Source organism: Stenotrophomonas sp. YJH_SMC_138 (assembly GCF_059369855.1).
Genome location: NZ_JCAFTB010000011.1, coordinates 39,811 through 52,491 on the forward strand (window position 1 = coordinate 39,811; position 12,681 = coordinate 52,491).

A 12,681-nucleotide genomic window follows, 5' to 3' on the forward strand; every position below is an offset into this window, starting at 1 on the left:
TGGGGGCCTCGGCGCCAACCAAGGTTGGCGACTACCGGGCATGGGTGGCCCACCCGGGTAGAATGCCCCCATGAAGATCGCCTCGTGGAACGTCAATTCGCTCAATGTCCGCCTGCCGCACCTGGAGCAATGGCTCAGGGAGTTCGGCCCGGACATCGTCGGTATCCAGGAAACCAAGCTGGAGGACCACAAGTTCCCCGATTCGGCGCTGATCGCCGCAGGCTATCGCAGCGTGTTCGCCGGCCAGAAGACCTACAACGGCGTGGCGCTGCTGTCGCGTGAGCCGGCGCAGGACGTGCAGATCGGCATTCCCGGTTTCGAGGACGAGCAGAAGCGCGTCATCGCCGGCACCTTTGGCGACCTGCGGGTGATCAACCTGTACGTGGTCAACGGCCAGGACATCGGTACCGACAAGTACGACTACAAGCTGCGCTGGCTGGAAGCGGTGCATGCCTGGATCGCCGAAGAGCTGCAGCGCCACCCGAAGCTGATCGTGATGGGCGACTTCAACATCGCCCCGGACGCGCGCGACGTGCACGACCCGGCGGTGTGGAACGACAACCACATCCTGACCTCCACCGCCGAGCGCGGCGCATTGAACAAGCTGCTGCAGCTGGGCCTGCACGATGGCTTCCGCCTGCACAACGACGAGGCGGGTACCTTCAGCTGGTGGGACTACCGTGCCGCCGGCTTCCGCCGCAACCTGGGCCTGCGCATCGACCTGACCCTGGTCTCAGAGGCGCTGAAGGGCAGTGCGGTGGCCTCGGGCATCGACCGCGAGCCGCGCACCTGGGAACGCCCGAGTGACCATGCGCCGGCCTGGGTGCAGATCGGTTGAACGAACGGGGCCCGAAGATTGCCGGGCCCGTTCTGGAACATCTGCCGGCCAGTGGCCGGCACTACCCTCAGATCACCGTATGCTCTTGCGGGTGAACAGGTTGACGATCGCCAGCAGGATCACCGCACCGATCAGCGAGAACAGGAAGGTGCGGAGGGTGATCGCTTCGTTGATGCCGCCGCCGAACAGCCAGCCGGAAATCAGCGCGCCGACGATGCCGACCACGATGTTGAGGATGATGCCCTGCTGGGCATCGCGCTTCATGATGATGCTGGCCAGCCAGCCTACGATGCCGCCGACGATCAGCCAGATGATGATGCCCATGATCGAACCTCCGGTGGGGAACTGTGACCAGTTGACGCGCAGGGCTGTGAACCCGTCGTGGAATTGCGTGATGGGCGTGTGCGGATGAGCCTGCCAGCCACCCTCGATGGCCCGTGGCGCTTCGGTCCGGTGACGGTCTGGCGGCGCCCGCATGTGCCGGGCCAGCGTGGTGAACCGCAGGCGCGGCAGGTGCTGGCGCAGGCATTGGGCGCCGACCCGCAGACGCTGCCGCTGGTCCGTGATGACAAGGGCCGGCCGGAACTGAGCGGCCCGTTGGCCCACTACGGCACCGGCTGGAGCCACAGCGGCGAGGTGCTGCTGGTGGCGCTGGGCGAAGGCGTGCGGCTGGGCGTGGACCTGGAGCTGCTGCGGCCGCGACCGCGCCTGCTGGAAATCGTGCGGCGCTTCTTCCACCCGCAGGAGGTGGCCTGGCTGGAACGCCTGGATGAGGCCGGGCGCGAGCACTGGTTCTTCCGCGTGTGGTGCGTCAAGGAGGCTATCCTCAAGGCGCATGGGCAGGGCATCTCGTTCGGCCTGCACCGCCTGCAGCTGGCGCCCGGGCCCGATGGCGCCCTGCACCTGCGCTGGTGCGACCCGGAACTGGGCGAGGCCGCGCGCTGGCACCTGCACGAGTGGCAGGCCAGCGGCCAGTTCCGCGCCGCATTGGCCTGGTATCCACACTGAAGCGGGGAATCGGCGCGCAAAACCGGCGATAATGCCGGCATGAGCGAACACCCACTTCCCGCCAGCGTGTCTGCCACGCTGGAACAGGGCCTGGCCAGCATGGGCCTGGACGCCGCGCTGGCGCCGCCGTTGCTGCGCTACCTGGCCCTGCTGCACCGCTGGAACGGCACCTACAACCTCACCGCCATCCGCGACCCGCAGGAGATGGTCACCCGCCACCTGCTCGACTCGCTGGCGATGCAGCCGTTCGTGGCCGACGGCAGCCTGGCCGACCTTGGCACCGGCCCCGGGCTGCCCGGCATCCCGCTGGCGATCGCCTGCCCGGGCCTGCAGGTCACCCTGGTCGAGAGCAACGGCAAGAAGGCGCGCTTCATGCGCGAAGCCGTGCGCCAGCTCGGCCTGGGCAACGCCCGCGTGGCCGAGTCGCGCGCCGAGGCGCTGGACGAGGCCGGCCGCTACGACCAGCTGACCGCGCGCGCGATGGACACCCTGGCCGGCATCGTCCGCGTCGGTGGCCACCTGCTGCGCCCCGGCGGCGTACTGCTGGCCATGAAGGGCGTCTACCCGCATGAGGAGATCGCGGACCTGCCGGCGGGCTGGCAGGTGCGCGAGGTGACCCCGTTGAGCGTGCCCGGCCTGGCCGGCGAACGCCACCTGGTCACTGTTACAGGCCCCTGATTCCCGCCGCCAGCCCCTTGTGGAACAACGGGTTGGCGATCCACGATTTCCGCAAGGGGCCGGTTGTACGCATAATGACCGGTCCCAGCACACGTCGACGAGGCACACCCGCATGGCCCGCATCATCGCCATCGCCAACCAGAAGGGTGGCGTCGGCAAGACCACGACCGCCGTCAACCTGGCCGCTTCCCTGGCCAACGCACCCAAGCGCGTGCTGTTGGTCGACCTGGATTCGCAGGGCAATGCGACCATGGGCAGTGGCGTGGACAAACGCGAGCTGGCCGCCTCCACCTGTGACCTGCTGCTCGGCGAGAACAGCGCTGCCGATGTACGCGTGCAGACTGCCGAGGGTTACGACCTGCTGCCCGGCAATATCGATCTGACCGCCGCCGAGATCCAGCTGATGGGCCAGAGCGAGCGCGAGCAGCGCCTGAAGCGCGCGCTGGCGCCGATCCGCGACGAGTACGACTACATCCTGATCGACTGCCCGCCGGCGCTGTCGCTGCTGACGCTCAACGCGCTGGCCGCCGCCGACTCGGTGATCGTGCCGATGCAGTGCGAGTACTACGCGCTGGAAGGCCTGAGCGCGCTGGTGGAAACCATCGAAGCGCTGCGCACCAGCCTGAACCCGGCGCTGGAGATCGAAGGCGTGCTGCGCACCATGTTCGACGTGCGCAACAACCTGGCCAACGCAGTGTCGGCCGAGCTCACCGAGCACTTCGGCGACCGCGTGTTCCGCACCATCGTGCCGCGCAACGTGCGCCTGGCCGAGGCACCCAGCCATGGCCAGAGCATCGTCGGCTACGACCGCGCCTCGCGCGGTGGCGTGGCCTACCTGGGCCTGGCCGGCGAGATCATCCGCCGCAACAACGAACGCAACAAGGCCGGCAAGGCCGTGGAGATCGTCTGATGACCAGCAGCAAGCCGGCAGCCAAGAAGCGAGGCCTCGGCCGTGGCCTGGATGCGCTGTTGGGCCCGAAAGGCGCGGTCAGCCAGGTGCAGGCCACCACCGCGGTGATCGAGCCGCTGCCGGGTGAAGTGCTGCGCAAGTTGCCGGTCGGCCAGCTGCAGCCGGGCAAGTACCAGCCGCGCCGCGAGATGGACGAGGGCAAGCTGTCCGAGCTGGCCGACTCGATCAAGTCGCAGGGCGTGATCCAGCCGATCCTGGTGCGCCAGCTGCCGGCAGGCAACTACGAAATCGTCGCCGGTGAACGCCGTTGGCGCGCATCGCAGCTGGCCGGCCTGGACGAAGTGCCGGTGGTGGTGCGCGAGCTGGAAGACCGCACCGTCATCGCGATGGCGCTGATCGAGAACATCCAGCGCGAAGACCTCAACCCGCTGGAAGAAGCCGAGGCGCTGCAGCGCCTGATCAGCGAGTTCACCCTGACCCATGCCGAGGCCGCCGAGGCCGTCGGCCGCTCGCGCGCGGCGGTGTCCAACCTGCTGCGCCTGCTGGAGCTGCCGGTGGCGATCCGCCTGCTGCTGGAAACCCGCCGCCTGGAAATGGGCCACGCCCGCGCGCTGCTGACCCTGGCTCCCGAGCTGGCCGGCAAGCTGGCCCAGGAAGCAGCCGATGAAGGCTGGTCGGTGCGCGAGGTCGAGCGCCGTGCGCAGGCCTTCGCCGCCGGCAAGGTGCCGAGCAACCGCCCGGCGGCCACGCCGAAGGTGCAGCAGGCCGACATCGCCTCGCTGGAAACCGAACTGTCCGAAGCATTGGGCGCCAAGGTGGCGATCAATCATGGCCGCGGTGGCAAGGGCAAGCTGATCATCCACTACACCGACCTGGATACCCTGGACGGCGTGCTGGAAAAGCTGCGCACGCGCCAGGGCTGAGCCCGGCGCAGTGACAGGGGCGCGGCCCGTTCCTGCCGTGTCCCGCCAATGACAGGGAACGTACCGCCGCGCGCGCCGAGGGAATGCACTGCCTTCCGGTCCGTGGCCTCATCCAGGGAGCAGGACATGAGCAACGAATACGAGGACGTCAGCCCGGACGGCACCCAGATACTGGTACATCGCCGCGAAAAGGACTTCGTGCTCGCCACCGGCGAAGAACGCCACATCGAGGCGATCAGCGCCCACCTCGAACGCCATCTGGGCCCGGTATCCGGTGTCTTCCACGAGATCATCTCCGACCTGGTGCACATCGACGTGCACGTGGTGCCGGCCAATGACCACTGCCCTTACCTGCGCCTGGTCACCTCCGGCATGAGCGACCTGCCGATGACCGTGCCCGCCGAGGTGGACGCGGACGTGCCGCGCTACATGGAACTGATGGTGACCCTGCCGGCGGACTGGCCCATCTCCCAGGACGCCTTCGAGGACGAGCGCAATTACTGGCCGGTGCGCCTGCTGAAGGGCATGGCGCGGTTGCCGCACGAGTACGACACTTGGCTGGGCTTCGGCCACACCATTCCCAACGGCCATCCCAGCGAGCCCTATGCGCCGGGCGTGGGCTTCGACGGCGCCATCGTGCTGCCGCCGGTAACCACCCCGGAGGACTTTGCCATGCTGGAACTGGACGACGGCAAGACCATCAGCTTCATGAGCCTGGTCCCGCTGTACCCCGAAGAGATGGACCTGAAGCTGAGGAAGGGCGCCGAGGCGCTGCTCGACCGCTTCGACGCGAAGAAGATCCAGGATGTAATCGAACCCGGCCGCACCAACGTGGCGAAGAAGCGTTTCGGTTTGTTCTGAGACCGGTAACATCAGGGGCCTGAACTTCGTTTCCAGGCCCCTGCCATGACCATCCTGCTCACCGGCGCTGCCGGCTTCATCGGTGCCTACACCGCCCGCGCACTGCTGGAGGCCGGCCAGGCCGTGGTCGGCCTGGACAACTTCAACGATTACTACGACCCGCAGATCAAGCGCGACCGCGTGGCCGCGCTGTGCCCGTCGCTGGACCTGCGCGCGCTGGACCTGACCGACCGCGAGGGCCTGGCTGCGCTGTTCGATGAAGTGCAGCCGACGGCGGTGATCCATCTGGCCGCCCAGGCCGGCGTGCGCTATTCGCTGGAAAACCCGCACGCCTACGTCGACAGCAACCTGGTCGGCTTCGTCAACATGCTCGAACTGTGCCGCCACCGCGGCGTGCAGCACCTGGTGTATGCCTCCAGCAGCTCGGTCTACGGCGATTCGGCCACGCCGCCGTTCTCCGAGGACCAGCGCGTAGACCAGCCGCGTTCGCTGTACGCGGCGACCAAGGCGGCCAATGAGCTGATGGCCTACACCTACGCGCAGCTGTACGGCCTGCATGCCACCGGCCTGCGCTTCTTCACCGTGTATGGCCCGTGGGGCCGGCCGGACATGGCACCGCTGCTGTTCTCCCGCGCGGTGCTGGCCGGGCGGCCGATCGACGTGTTCAACGAAGGCCGCATGCAGCGCGATTTCACACATGTCTCCGACATTGTGTCCGGTATCCTCGGCGCCCTCGCGCACCCGGCCGACGGCCCGGTGCCGCACCGGGTGTTCAACCTCGGCAACCATACGCCGGTCGAGCTGGAGCGCTTCATCAGCGTGATCGAGCAGGCCGCCGGCCGCCCCGCGCAGAAGGTGTACAAGCCCATGCAGCCCGGCGACATGGTGCGCACGATGGCCGATACCCGGCGCGCACATGACGCTTTCGGCTTCGATGCGGTGACCCCGATCGAAGAAGGCCTGCCGCCTGTGGTGCAGTGGTGCCGCGAGTATTTTGGCGATCGCGCCTGAGGATGGATCCTCACGCCGCGGGGTTCATCTTCGGATAACCTCGGCAGCGGAGAATGCGCGGTCTTTGTCCCCCCTTTGGCCGAGTGCCTTATGAGCCAACCCGAGCTTTCCGTTGTCGTCCCGGTATTCAACGAGCGCGACAATGTCGCCCCGCTGGTCGCCGAAATCACCGCCGCGCTGCGTGGCCGGCTGCCGTTCGAAATCGTCTACATCGACGATCACTCGCGCGATGACACCCTGGCGGTGCTGCAGGGACTGAAGGCGACCACCCCGGAACTGCGCGTGCTGCACCATGTGAACCAGAGCGGGCAGAGCACCGCGGTGCGCACCGGCGTCAAGCACGCCCGCGCGCCGTGGATCGCGACCCTGGATGGCGATGGCCAGAACGATCCGGCCGATATCCCCAAGCTGCTCGCCGCACGCGACGCCGCCGAGGCGCAGGTGAAGCTGTTCGCCGGCTGGCGCGTCAACCGCCAGGACAGCGGCAGCAAGCGCTGGGCCAGCAAATGGGCCAACGCCATCCGTGCACGCATGCTGCGCGACGATACGCCCGATACCGGCTGCGGCATCAAGCTGTTCGAACGCAGCGCGTTCCTCGACCTGCCGTACTTCGACCACATGCACCGCTACCTGCCGGCGCTGATGCAGCGCGCCGGCTGGAAGACCACCAGCGTGCCGGTCAACCACCGCCACCGTACCGCTGGCGTGTCCAAGTACAACAACCTCGGCCGCGCGCTGGTCGGCATCCGCGACCTGCGTGGCGTGGCCTGGCTGATCACCCGCAGCAAGCGCACCGCGGTGGAGGAGCGCTGATGGATCTGGAGCTGCATTGGCTCGACCAGCCGCTGACCTGGCTGTACTGGACCGGCCTGCACGTGACCGGCTGGAAGCTGATCGGCTATACCGGCGCGCTGATGTTCGGCGGCCGCTGGCTGGTCCAGTTCGTCGCGTCCAAGCGCGCCGGCAAGCCGGTGATCCCGCGCCTGTTCTGGTACATGAGCGTGCTCGGCAGCCTGATGACGCTGAGCTACTTCCTGTTCTCGGCCAAGCAGGACTCGGTGGGCGTGCTGCAGAACCTGTTCCCGGCGTTCACCGCGCTGTACAGCCTGCACCTGGACATCAAGCACCGCGGCTGGAAGCGCGACAAGGCCAGCCACTGAGGCCCCGGGGGTCGGATCCCTTTTCATGGGAAAGGGCTCTGACCCCGTCCGGATCACCCCGTCCGGATCCGCGGCGCATCCACGCATGACGTGGGTCTACTGCGTACCTGGCTACCGGGGCCCCGGTCTGCTGCGCAGGCAGGACCTTCGTCCCATGCCACGGGCGATGGGGGGTGCCATGATCGGGGTCTGCCTTCCCGGGAACCTGTGCTCGTGAAAACCCGTCTTGCCGTTGCCCTGCTGATCGCCCTGTCCGCCCCTGCCGTGGCCCTGGCCGCGCCGCCCGCCACCGCCGCACCGTCCGGCGTGGCCACTGAATCGCCCGCCGACGCCGCCTTCCGCGCGCTGTACGAGAAGGAATGGAAGTGGCGCCAGCAGGGCGGTGGCGAGGCCAGCGAGGACGAGGACGCCCCGGCCAACGCCACCCGCATGCCCGACGTCGGCCCGGCCGCGCAGCAGGCGCGCCTGAAGGTGTGGGATGAGACCCTGGCCGCGCTGAAGAAGATCGACCCGAAGACCCTGTCGGCCGACAACCAGGTCAACTACGCGATCTACCACGACCAGGTGTTCAACCTGGCCGAAGAGACGCGCCTGCGCGGCTACGAGATGCCGTTCAACGCCGATTCCTCGTTCTGGTCCAACCTGTCCTTCATGGCCCGGCGCGAGATGAAGACCGTGCAGGACTACCAGAACTACATCGCACGCCTGAATGATGTACCGCGCTACTTCGGCCAGCAGACCGAGAACATGCGCGCCGGCTTGAAGCGTGGTTTCAGCGTGCCGCGCGCGGTGCTCGATGGCCGCGAAGTGTCCATCGCCACCGTCGCCGAGCTGAAGGACCCGACCGAGTCGCCGCTGTACGCGCCGTTCAAGAAGCTGCCCACCACCATCCCGGCCGCCGAGCAGGCCAGGCTGCAGGCGCAGGCGCGCGAAGCAATCAGCGGCAAGGTGGTGCCGGCGTTCCAGCAGCTGCGCACCTTCTTCGTCAACGAGTACGTGCCGCAGGCGCGTACCACCCTGGCCGCCGAAGCGATGCCCGATGGCAAGGCGTACTACCGGCAGCAGATCCACGAGTACACCACGCTGGACCTGTCGCCGGACGAGATCCACCGCATCGGCCTGGATGAGGTCGCGCGCATCCAGAAGGAAATGAACGACATCATCAAGCAGGTGAAGTTCAAGGGCAGCTTTGCCGAGTTCCTGACCTTCCTGCGTACCGATCCGCAGTTCTATGCAAAGACACCGGAAGAGCTGCTGTCGCGTGCCGCGTGGATCTCCAAGCGGGCGGATGGCCAGCTGGGCAAGTACATGACGTTGCCGCGCGCGCGCTTCACCATCGTGCCGGTGCCGCCGGACATCGCACCGTTCTGGACGGCCGGCCGCGGTGGCATGGGCACCTACTGGCTCAACACCTACAACCTGCCGTCGCGCCCGCTGTACAACCTGCCGGCGCTGACCCTGCATGAATCCGATCCGGGCCACTCGCTGCAGGGCGCGATCGCCGCCGAGCAGAAGAACCTGCCGGAGTTCCGCCGCAACGCCTACATCTCCGCCTATGGCGAAGGCTGGGCGCTGTACTGCGAGAAACTGGGCGTGGAGATGGGCATCTACGAAACCCCGTACGAGGACTTCGGCCGCCTGACCTACGAGATGTGGCGTGCCGCGCGCCTGGTGATCGACACCGGCGTGCACAGCAAGGGCTGGACCCGCGAGCAGGCGTTGGCCTACCTGCGTGACCACACCGCGCTGAGCGAGCATGAAGTGACCACCGAGGTGGACCGCTACATCTCCTGGCCTGGCCAGGCGCTGAGCTACAAGCTGGGCGAGATCGCCATCGTGCGCCTGCGTGCGCAGGCCGAGAAGGAGCTGGGCGACAAGTTCGACATCAAGGGCTTCCACGACACCCTGCTCAAGCAGGGCTCGGTGCCGCTGCCGGTGCTGGAACAGCAGATCCAGGCCTACATCGCCGAGCGCAAGAAGGCCTGACCGTGCAAGGGTAGTGCCGGCCGCTGGCCGGCAACCCGACCCGGTCACGGGGTCGGATCCCTTTCCTGTGGAAAGGGCTCCGACCCCCTCTCGCCTCACCCCACCGGCCGCGGCTTGGCCACCCGTGCTGCGAAGGTCGGCAGCACCAGCAGGGTCAGCACGGTGGCGGTGATCAGGCCACCGATCACCACCGTGGCCAGCGGCTTCTGCACCTCCGCACCGGAACCGCTGGCAATCGCCATCGGGATGAAGCCGACGATCGCCACCAGCGCCGTGGTCAGCACCGCGCGGATGCGGCTCGAGGCACCGTTGATCGCCGCCTGCAGCGGCAGGTCGCCGGCATCCAGGCGTTCGCGGATCGCCTGCATCAGCACCAGGCCGTTCAACGTGGCCACGCCGGAGACGGCGATGAAGCCAACTGCCGCCGATACCGAGAATGGCATGCCTCGCAGCAGCAGCGCGAGGATGCCACCGACCAGCGCCAACGGCACGCAGCTGAACACCAGAATGGCTTCCTTGCCGCTGCGCAGGGCCATGAACAGCAGGCTGCCGATCAGCAGGAACACCACCGGCACCACGGCTGCCAACCGCTTCTCCGCGCGCTGCAGGTTCTCGAACTGACCGCCCCAGGTCAGGTAGGCGCCCGGCGGCAGCGCCACGTCGGCCACCGCGGCCTGCGCCTCGCCGACGAAGCCGCCCAGATCGCGACCGCGCACGTTGGCCTGCACCACCACGCGGCGGCTGCCGTTGTTGCGGCTGATCTGGTTCGGCCCTTCGCTCACGGTAATGCGCGCCACCGACGACAACGGAATCACGAGCCCCGATGGCGTGGCGATCGGCAGCGAGGCCAGCTGGTCCGGATCGTTGCGCGAGGCATCGTCCAGGCGCACCACCACGTTGAAGCGGCGGTCGCCTTCGAAGATCTTGCCGGCCGTGGTACCGCCGATGCCGGTGGACAGCGCATCACTCACATCTGCAGCGCTCAACCCGTACTGTGCCGCCGCCACGTGGTCGATCGCCACGTTGAGCGTGGGCAGGCCGGAGATCTGTTCTACCCGCACGTCGGCCGCGCCATCCACCGCACGCAGCTTCAACGCCACCTGGTCGGCCACCTTCTGCAGCTGGCTGAAGTCATCACCGAAGATCATTACGGCCAGGTCGGTACGCACGCCGGAAATCAGTTCGTTGAAGCGCAGCTCGATCGGCTGGCTGAACTCGAAGCTGTTGCCCAGCTGCTGCCCGGCCAGTTTCTCGAAGCGCGCCACCAGTGCGTCCTTGGCCAGCGTCGGATCGGGCCAGTCCTTGCGTGGCTTCAACACGATCACGCTGTCGGAAATGTTGGTCGGCATCGGGTCGATCGCCGCCTCGGCGGTACCGGTGCGCGAGAACACGGTTTCCACTTCCGGCTGCTTGGCAATCGCCTTTTCCAGCGCCAGCTGCATTGCCAGTGACTGCTCCAGCGAGGTCGATGGCACGCGCAGGGCCTGCATCGCCACGTTGCCTTCATCCAGGGTCGGCATGAACTCGCGGCCCAGCAGCGAGAACGCGCCGATGCCCACCACCACCATCATCACCGCACCGGCCAGCACCGTGCGCGGGTGCGCCACGGCCTTGCGCACCACCGGTTCGATGCGCGCACGCAGCACGCGGATCAGCCTGGTTTCGTGCTCGCCGTCGTCCGCGTGCGCATCGCCGTCCTTCACCTTGGGCTCGCGCACCAGCAGCGCGGCCATCGCCGGCACGAAGGTGAAGGAAAACAGGAAGGCACCGACCAGGGCCAGCATGAACGTGGCCGCCATCGGGTGGAACGTCTTGCCCTCCACGCCCTCCAGCGTGAGGATCGGCGCGAACACCAGCAGGATGATCAGCTGGCCGAAGGCCGCAGGGCGCGCCATCTTAATGGCCGAATCGGCGGCTACGCGCAGGCGTTCCATCGCGGTCAGCGCACGGCCCAGTTCGGCGCGGCGCTGGCCCAGCATCAGCAGTGTCGACTCGACCACGATCACCGCACCGTCCACCAGGATGCCGAAGTCCAGCGCACCCAGGCTCATCAGGTTGCCACTGATGCCGAAGCGGTTCATACCGATCACTGCGAACAGGAACGACAGCGGAATCACCAGCGCGGTGATCGTTGCCGCACGCAGGTTGCCCAGCAGCAGGAACAGCACCACCACCACCAGCAGCGCGCCCTCGGTGAGGTTCCTGGCGACGGTCTTGATGGTGGAATTGACCAGCACGCTGCGGTCCAGCACCGGTGCCGCCACGATGTCGGCCGGCAGTGACTTGTTTACCTGTTCCAGGCGCGCGGCCGCTGCCTGGGCCACGGTGCGGCTGTTGCCACCGGCAATCATCAGCGCGGTGCCCAGCACGGCTTCATGGCCGTTGCGGCTGGCCGCACCCAGCCGCGGCGCGCGGCTCAGTTCCACCGTGGCCACATCGGCTACGCGTACCACCACGCCATTGCGGGTCGCCACCGGGGCCTGTGCCAGGTCGTCGGTGGTCAGCGCCAGGCCGTCGGCACGTACCACCAGGCCCTCGCCGGCACGCTGTACGAAGCCGGCACCGGCCTGCACGTTGGAACGCTGCAGCGCAGTGACCAGGTCGGCCAGGCCGAGGCCATGCGCGGCCAGTTTGGCGCTGTCCGGATGCACGCCGTATTCCTTGACGTAGCCGCCGACCGTATCGACGCCGGCCAGCCCCGGGCTGGAACGCATCTGCGGCGCGATGATCCAGTCCTGCACGGTGCGCAGGTAGGTCGCACGTTCTTCGGGCGTACGCAGCAGGTTGCCTTCCGGTGTGCGGTAGACCTCGCCGGCCTGCCAGCCCGCTTCATCGGGTTTGGCCAGTTTGGCCGGATCGAACGCGGTGAAGTCCACCGTCCACATCAGCACCTCGCCAAGGCCGGTGGTGACCGGCGACAGCATCGGTGATGCACCATCGGGTAGGTCTTCCGATGCCTCGCGCATGCGTTCGGCCACCTGCTGGCGGGCGAAGTAGATGTCGGTGGCATCGGTGAAGATCGCGGTGACCTGCGAGAAACCATTGCGCGACAGCGAACGCGTGGTGGTCAGGCCGGGAATGCCGGCCAGCGCGGTTTCCAGCGGGTAGGTCACCTGCCGCTCGATCTGCTCCGGTGTCAGCGCCGGTGCCACCGTGTTGATCTGTACCTGACGGTTGGTGATGTCCGGCACCGCGTCGATCGGCAGCTTGCCCAGCTGGAACAGGCCCACCGCGGCGATCAGTGCGGCCATGAACACCACCAGCCAGCGGTGGCGCACCGCTGTTTCAATGATCAGCTTGAACATG

At 67.5% G+C, this 12,681-nt stretch carries 12 protein-coding genes; 10 read left to right on the forward strand and 2 right to left on the reverse strand.

Translation table 11 applies throughout. The features are described 5' to 3' along the window. Positions 1–70: 70 nt before the first annotated feature. The gene (xth, locus tag AC5P7I_RS19100; RefSeq protein ID WP_053494539.1) at positions 71–838 is read left to right on the forward strand and encodes an exodeoxyribonuclease III; all 768 of its coding nucleotides are present in this window, start codon (positions 71–73) and stop codon (positions 836–838) included. 72 nt (positions 839–910) lie between these two features. Here the strand turns inward: xth and AC5P7I_RS19105 are convergent, their stop codons facing one another. After that, complete coding sequence (locus tag AC5P7I_RS19105) at positions 911–1,162, reverse strand: GlsB/YeaQ/YmgE family stress response membrane protein (protein ID WP_014648887.1); 252 nt, start codon at positions 1,160–1,162, stop codon at positions 911–913. Between the two features lie 84 nt (positions 1,163–1,246). Between AC5P7I_RS19105 and AC5P7I_RS19110 the strand changes: the two genes are divergently transcribed. The 9 genes from AC5P7I_RS19110 (at position 1,247) to AC5P7I_RS19150 (ending at position 9,375) form a co-directional block, all read left to right on the forward strand. Continuing rightward, positions 1,247–1,846, forward strand: a complete 600-nt coding sequence (locus AC5P7I_RS19110; RefSeq protein WP_046433275.1) for a 4'-phosphopantetheinyl transferase family protein — start codon at positions 1,247–1,249, stop codon at positions 1,844–1,846. A 39-nt stretch (positions 1,847–1,885) separates the two neighbouring features. Beyond that, positions 1,886–2,524, forward strand: coding sequence for a 16S rRNA (guanine(527)-N(7))-methyltransferase RsmG (rsmG, locus tag AC5P7I_RS19115; RefSeq protein ID WP_014648885.1), 639 nt, complete (start codon positions 1,886–1,888; stop codon positions 2,522–2,524). A gap of 112 nt (positions 2,525–2,636) precedes the next feature. Beyond that, complete coding sequence (locus AC5P7I_RS19120) at positions 2,637–3,434, forward strand: ParA family protein (RefSeq protein ID WP_014648884.1); 798 nt, start codon at positions 2,637–2,639, stop codon at positions 3,432–3,434. Next, positions 3,434–4,357 carry a ParB/RepB/Spo0J family partition protein gene (locus AC5P7I_RS19125; protein WP_014648883.1) on the forward strand — a complete coding sequence of 308 codons (924 nt, stop codon included), beginning with the start codon at positions 3,434–3,436 and terminating at the stop codon, positions 4,355–4,357. Before AC5P7I_RS19120 ends, AC5P7I_RS19125 begins: the two co-directional genes overlap by 1 nt. Before the next feature lie 126 nt (positions 4,358–4,483). Beyond that, entirely contained in the window at positions 4,484–5,218 is a 735-nt protein-coding gene (locus tag AC5P7I_RS19130; RefSeq protein WP_262087746.1) for a suppressor of fused domain protein, read from the forward strand. Positions 5,219–5,263: 45 nt separating this feature from the next. Then, the gene (locus AC5P7I_RS19135) at positions 5,264–6,229 is read left to right on the forward strand and encodes an NAD-dependent epimerase/dehydratase family protein (RefSeq protein WP_014648881.1); all 966 of its coding nucleotides are present in this window, start codon (positions 5,264–5,266) and stop codon (positions 6,227–6,229) included. A 90-nt stretch (positions 6,230–6,319) separates the two neighbouring features. Then, on the forward strand, positions 6,320–7,042 hold the full coding sequence (locus AC5P7I_RS19140; protein ID WP_005420380.1) for a glycosyltransferase family 2 protein: 723 nt from the start codon (positions 6,320–6,322) through the stop codon (positions 7,040–7,042). Next, the gene (locus AC5P7I_RS19145; protein WP_014648879.1) at positions 7,042–7,389 is read left to right on the forward strand and encodes a lipid-A-disaccharide synthase N-terminal domain-containing protein; all 348 of its coding nucleotides are present in this window, start codon (positions 7,042–7,044) and stop codon (positions 7,387–7,389) included. The genes AC5P7I_RS19140 and AC5P7I_RS19145 overlap by 1 nt, the downstream gene beginning before the upstream one ends. A 213-nt stretch (positions 7,390–7,602) precedes the next feature. Next, the gene (locus AC5P7I_RS19150) at positions 7,603–9,375 is read left to right on the forward strand and encodes a DUF885 domain-containing protein (protein ID WP_049442093.1); all 1,773 of its coding nucleotides are present in this window, start codon (positions 7,603–7,605) and stop codon (positions 9,373–9,375) included. Positions 9,376–9,470: 95 nt separating this feature from the next. On the opposite strand, the gene AC5P7I_RS19155 is transcribed toward AC5P7I_RS19150, so the two are convergent. After that, positions 9,471–12,680 carry an efflux RND transporter permease subunit gene (locus tag AC5P7I_RS19155; RefSeq protein ID WP_262087747.1) on the reverse strand — a complete coding sequence of 1,070 codons (3,210 nt, stop codon included), beginning with the start codon at positions 12,678–12,680 and terminating at the stop codon, positions 9,471–9,473. Position 12,681 lies beyond the last annotated feature (1 nt).

Excerpts from the sequence above, each read along its gene's own strand:
- xth (WP_053494539.1), top strand. The coding sequence starts at position 71 with ATGAAGATCGCCTCGTGGAACGTCAATTCGCTCAATGTCCGCCTGCCG.
- AC5P7I_RS19145 (WP_014648879.1), top strand. The coding sequence starts at position 7,042 with ATGGATCTGGAGCTGCATTGGCTCGACCAGCCGCTGACCTGGCTGTAC.
- AC5P7I_RS19135 (WP_014648881.1), top strand. The coding sequence starts at position 5,264 with ATGACCATCCTGCTCACCGGCGCTGCCGGCTTCATCGGTGCCTACACC.
- AC5P7I_RS19125 (WP_014648883.1), top strand. The coding sequence starts at position 3,434 with ATGACCAGCAGCAAGCCGGCAGCCAAGAAGCGAGGCCTCGGCCGTGGC.
- AC5P7I_RS19120 (WP_014648884.1), top strand. The coding sequence starts at position 2,637 with ATGGCCCGCATCATCGCCATCGCCAACCAGAAGGGTGGCGTCGGCAAG.
- AC5P7I_RS19110 (WP_046433275.1), top strand. The coding sequence starts at position 1,247 with ATGAGCCTGCCAGCCACCCTCGATGGCCCGTGGCGCTTCGGTCCGGTG.
- rsmG (WP_014648885.1), top strand. The coding sequence starts at position 1,886 with ATGAGCGAACACCCACTTCCCGCCAGCGTGTCTGCCACGCTGGAACAG.
- AC5P7I_RS19155 (WP_262087747.1), bottom strand. The coding sequence starts at position 12,680 with ATGTTCAAGCTGATCATTGAAACAGCGGTGCGCCACCGCTGGCTGGTG.
- AC5P7I_RS19140 (WP_005420380.1), top strand. The coding sequence starts at position 6,320 with ATGAGCCAACCCGAGCTTTCCGTTGTCGTCCCGGTATTCAACGAGCGC.
- AC5P7I_RS19105 (WP_014648887.1), bottom strand. The coding sequence starts at position 1,162 with ATGGGCATCATCATCTGGCTGATCGTCGGCGGCATCGTAGGCTGGCTG.
- AC5P7I_RS19130 (WP_262087746.1), top strand. The coding sequence starts at position 4,484 with ATGAGCAACGAATACGAGGACGTCAGCCCGGACGGCACCCAGATACTG.